A 622-nucleotide genomic window follows, 5' to 3' on the forward strand; every position below is an offset into this window, starting at 1 on the left:
AGTTCCAGCGAGGTGACCTTGCCGTAGGCGCTGTATTTGGCTGACCAGACGATCTCGCCGCTGTAGTCGGTCAACTCCTGCGGGGTGCCGAGGTGGTCGAGCTGGTAGTAGAACGGGCAGGCGCGTTTCGGGCCTTTGCCGTCGAGCATGGCCAAGGGGCGGAAGGTGCCGGGTTCGTAGATGAAGCTGCGGTGTTGGGTCGGGCTGCTTTCGGCGATCAGGTGGTCGCCTTGCCAGAAGAACTCGGTGGTCTGGCCGTCGACGGTTTTGCGGATGCGTCGGCCGAAGGCGTCGTATTGGTAGGTGGCGCTGCTGCCGTCGGGGCGGGTCAGGCCGATCAGGCGGTGCTGGCTGTCGTAGCGGTATTCGGTGACGAGTGTCTGCGCGCGGCCGCGCCGTTCGCGGATCAGGTTGCCGAAGGCGTCGTAGTCGTAGTGCCGGTCGCCCTGCATTTGCAGGCGATTGCCTTTGATCTGCGTCGGGCCGGGGCGGTCCTGCATCAGCAGGTTGCCGGCCGGGTCGTGGGCGAAGGTTTCCGGCACATCGTCGCGGGTGTGGCGCACGCGGATCAGCCGGTCGAGGGCGTCGTACTGGTAGCTGCGCTGGCCGTGGCGGGTGTCGG

The 622-nt window shown here is 66.6% G+C and carries 1 protein-coding gene; it reads right to left on the reverse strand.

The features are described from left to right. On the reverse strand, positions 1–622 hold a 622-nt coding region (locus QLG12_RS07190), incomplete at both ends, for an RHS domain-containing protein (protein WP_282474224.1).

This window comes from Pseudomonas sp. V88_4 (genome assembly GCF_029967985.1).
Taxonomy (GTDB): domain Bacteria; phylum Pseudomonadota; class Gammaproteobacteria; order Pseudomonadales; family Pseudomonadaceae; genus Aquipseudomonas; species Aquipseudomonas glycinae.